General features: G+C 59.7%; 2 protein-coding genes. Both read right to left on the bottom strand.

What is annotated here, in order from left to right; genetic code table 11:
• Positions 1-1,077 precede the first annotated feature (1,077 nt).
• Entirely contained in the window at positions 1,078-1,491 is a 414-nt protein-coding gene (locus tag AACH06_RS29820; RefSeq protein WP_341429470.1) for a hypothetical protein, read from the bottom strand.
• 1,541 nt (positions 1,492-3,032) lie between these two features.
• Positions 3,033-3,491 (bottom strand): hypothetical protein, encoded by a 459-nt coding sequence (locus AACH06_RS29815; RefSeq protein WP_341429469.1) that lies wholly within the window; start codon positions 3,489-3,491, stop codon positions 3,033-3,035.
• Positions 3,492-3,883 lie beyond the last annotated feature (392 nt).

Here is a 3,883-nt window from a genome sequence, read left to right as displayed (position 1 = left end):
GTCACACCACTGCTTGGCCGGCATGTTGACCTGAAACCGCCGTGCTTTCTGCCAAAGAGAGCGGTAGTAGCCAGGGGTTGAGCGGACAGAACTCATTGAAACCTAACGTTCGACGTAAGAGGCTGGCCGCAGGACAGTCCCCTTGACGGAGTGGTTAGGCCGCATCTCTGGGGCGCATTGAAAGATTTGGAAGGCTGCTACTTGGGGCTACGCGGTGCGCTGATACTCTACTTCTTTTATGTCGTGTTCCGCCTCTGCCTCAGGCGGATAGTGATACCAGGCTTCGTGCGGCGAGAACTGCCCACACTCAATGCACTGCGTATGTGGCCACTTTACAGAGCACCCTGGGCAGACGCCACGGGTCCAGAAGGTGTTCCAAACCGTGCCGCATCTAGGTGTACATTCCCATCGATCCTCGGCGGTGGGACGCCAACCGCACTTTGGACAGAAGATCTGGGCCTTGTCTTTCATGACGCGATTTTCACTTCAATGAGGCAGGGGCTTGGAATGCGAGAGAAGCGCTCTTGTGCGAGTATCGCGACGAAGTATGCGTATGCGGCCTAACGTTCGACGTAAGGGGCCTGCCGCAGGCAGGTCCCCTTGACGGAGGGGTTAGGCCTTGCGAGATCACGGTAAGCCCCACTTGCCTTGTGAAGACTCGAAGGAGGCTGAACACTCGCGGTGCCCGAAAGGGTGAGCTGACTAGGTAGACGCTTCACTGTGATGCCCACCGAATTGTGGCGCCTATGCCAGGGGCAGCTTCGGCCGCTGCCACGGCCTGTGCAAGCGACGGATACCCGGCGCCGCTTGCATGGAAGACACCGCGCCCAGTGGAGGACCCAAACTGAATGTAGTAGGTGTCTTGCTCGAGATCGTTCTGGACCTCCGGCGGGTCTTCATAGTCACCGCTGCCGTATCGAGTGGGGATGTGAAGAATTCGAACATCACACTCCACCTTTCCGTCGTACAGGAAGATGCCCTCCTTGACGGCGGTTTCGCTCTGCCCGGAAGACTTCACAGAAGGCCTAACGTTCGACGTAAGGGGCTGGCCGCAGGCCAGTCCCCTTGACGGAGGGGTTAGGCGTTGCGGGCAATGCGAGCCAATTCTTCATCGAACACCTCAGATCGTGGGGGAACCAACGCACGATCGGTTATGTGCCAGTGCGGCAGACTACCCATGCTATCGACTCCTGGCTTGACCGGGACAAAGTCTTCCCGTATTGCATAGACATTCATGTGGACGTGATCTTCGTCGCCGCACGGCACCAACGCGCCAAGCCGGGCCCTGACGAAACTGAGGTCGCCGTACTCGAACCCTCGATCTTCAATGACGAAGATCGGATAGCTTGCTACCGACAATTCCACAAGTTGCTGCATAGCCCTGTTCGCATCAGGAATCGCTTGAAGGAATGCTTCTGCGGCAGAGCGATCTTTGAAGACGCCAGCTATCCAGCGCCACTTCTTTGCATTCGTCGCTTCGATCGAGAACATGGTTGACTTCGTGACGCCTAACGTTCGACGTAAGGGGCGGCCGCAAGTGGGCAAAGCCCGCTTGTGGACGTCCCCTTGACGGAGGGGTTAGGCGCTTCCGATGGGCGGCTGAGTTGACGCGTTAGGAACGACATGTTCGACAGCGCTAGAGGAGTCGCCAACCTTCTAAAGGTCGATGCTCGGCCGCTTGGAGCGCGCCCAAGGCCAACTGCTCAAGGGCTGCAACGCTGTGGGCGTTGCAGACCCACTGGCTTCCCCCGTGTTGAGTCATTCTTGCTTCCCATCCCGAGTCGACAGCGTACAAGAATACGCCGTGCTCGATAAGGGCGAGATTGCCATCCACATCAGGTGGGCTGTAAACAAAAATGCCTGATGGGGAGAACGTAGGCTGAACGCGAAAGCGATAGCCCTGCTGGACCAGACGCAGGCCAAGAGCCTCCAAGGCGGCTAGGGCAGATGTGGACACTTTGAAGCGCCTAACGTTCGACGTAAGGGGCTGGCCGCAGGCCAGTCCCCTTGACGGAGCGGTTAGGCAAAGCGAGTGGAGCACCGAGATGCCCGGAACGCAATGCCGCAACCGGCATGTATTTGAGGGCCAGTGGCCAGGCGATGCAGTGACTGGCAAAGCAGAGTACTTGCATAACAAGCGCTACGACGTTGGGCGGCTGTGACGAAGGACTTCAGCGACCTTGGCAAAGCACTGGAAGCTTGCCAAGGCAAAGATCGCCCACAGAGTATCACCGGCCGTGACCAACGCGAGCGGTTCCGGCGACCGTGGTGTGCTGCCGCGGCTACCCACATGTGCCCAAGCTGCCGCGAATACGGCAGGAACCGCCACGGACCATGCGCTGGCCGCCGAAGGACGGACAGCCCACGTCGACGATGAAGCCAGCGCCCAGAAACCGTTGACATGTCGGCGAGCGTTCACCGGCCCGTCGCCTTCTGACGCCTAACGTTCGACGTAAGGGGCGGCCGCAAGTGGGCGAAGCCTGCTTGTGGACGTCCCCTTGACGGAGGGGTTAGGCGTCACCGCGGGCTGAGTGATGAGAGGATGGTTCACGGTTGATTGCGATGATGGCGAAGAGAGGGCTTCCCGTATCAGCAAGGAATAGCAATAGCGCGAAAGCGGCAATGCCGAACTGGCCCCAAGACAGAAGCGTGCCGATTGTTAGTAATACGGACCCGACAAGGGGCACCCCGGACACAAAGCGATAGCCGTGCATGGATCCGTTGCGGCGAGCAAATAGGGCGGACCGAACGAATGACAGGTACAGATTCAGGCTTGCGAGGAGCGCTGCCACCACAAGAAGAAGCACTGACCAGAGGGCGGCCCTTTGGTTGGCGGGCGCTCGCGCGCCGACGACTAGCGACAGCAGGCACAGCACGATTGGTACAGACAGTACCAAAGAAGCGCCCAGGCGAGAGTGCTTCGTGACGACCATTGGCTATTGATGCCTAACGTTTGAGCTCACCTGCGGGCGACAGACGGCGTAGCCGGCTGGCGAACGTCAGGTGGAGCGAAGGGTTAGGCAGTGGCCGACTCACGGATACTTGGCTTTCATTGCGGCGAGCCACTCCGGACCCAGACCGAGCGATGGATCGAAACGTACACCTCGCTGCTCTAGAAAGGCAACTGCATCGCCAGTGGCAGGATGAAACTGCTGGAACGCCAATGCGACGATGCCGGGCCCAGAGAGCCGACCCCGGCTGAGGGGAAGAAGCTCCCCCCAGGAGACGCCCTCCACACCGGTGCCGAACCCAAGGCGCGCCATTGCCCAGGCTCGCATTGCTGCCAAGTTGAACGGCGTGACCATCTTGGAACGAACAACTGAGTAAGGGTACTCGGAGAAACGGCGATGCCAATCGGCGAGCCACTCCTCCACCAAAGCCTGGTGCTTTGGGCTTAGCCGCTCGTACGCATGCATGCCCAAAAGGACGGCCAACGCGGCCTTGTACCGCCGACGATGGCGAATGCGAGCAATGAGTGCGAAGGGAAACATCTCTCGCTTGCGACTGCCTAACGTTCGACGTAAGGGGCGGCCCGCTTGCGGGACGTCCCCTTGACGGAGCGGTTAGGCAGATCGGCTAGAGCACCGAGACCCCTGGAACGCAATGCCGCAACCGACACGTATTTCAAGCCCGGTGGCCCGCCGAGCCGGCGACTGGCAAAACAGAGTGCTTGCATAACAAGTGCTACGACGCTGGCCGGCCGAGACGAAAAGTTTGAACAGCCTGGGCAATGCGCTGAACATTGACCTTGGCAGAGATGGCCGACAGAGTACCACCGGCGGTGACCAAGGAGGGAGATTCCAGCAACCGTGATGTGCCACTGCGGCCGCCGACTTGTGCCCAAGCTGACTCGAATACGGCTGAAGTCGCCACAGCCCGTGCG

It is taken from the genome of Ideonella lacteola (genome assembly GCF_038066555.1).
GTDB lineage: Bacteria > Pseudomonadota > Gammaproteobacteria > Burkholderiales > Burkholderiaceae_C > Ideonella > Ideonella lacteola.
The sequence above is the reverse complement of the archived record's forward strand: the minus strand, read 5'-3'. Positions and strand labels throughout refer to the sequence as shown.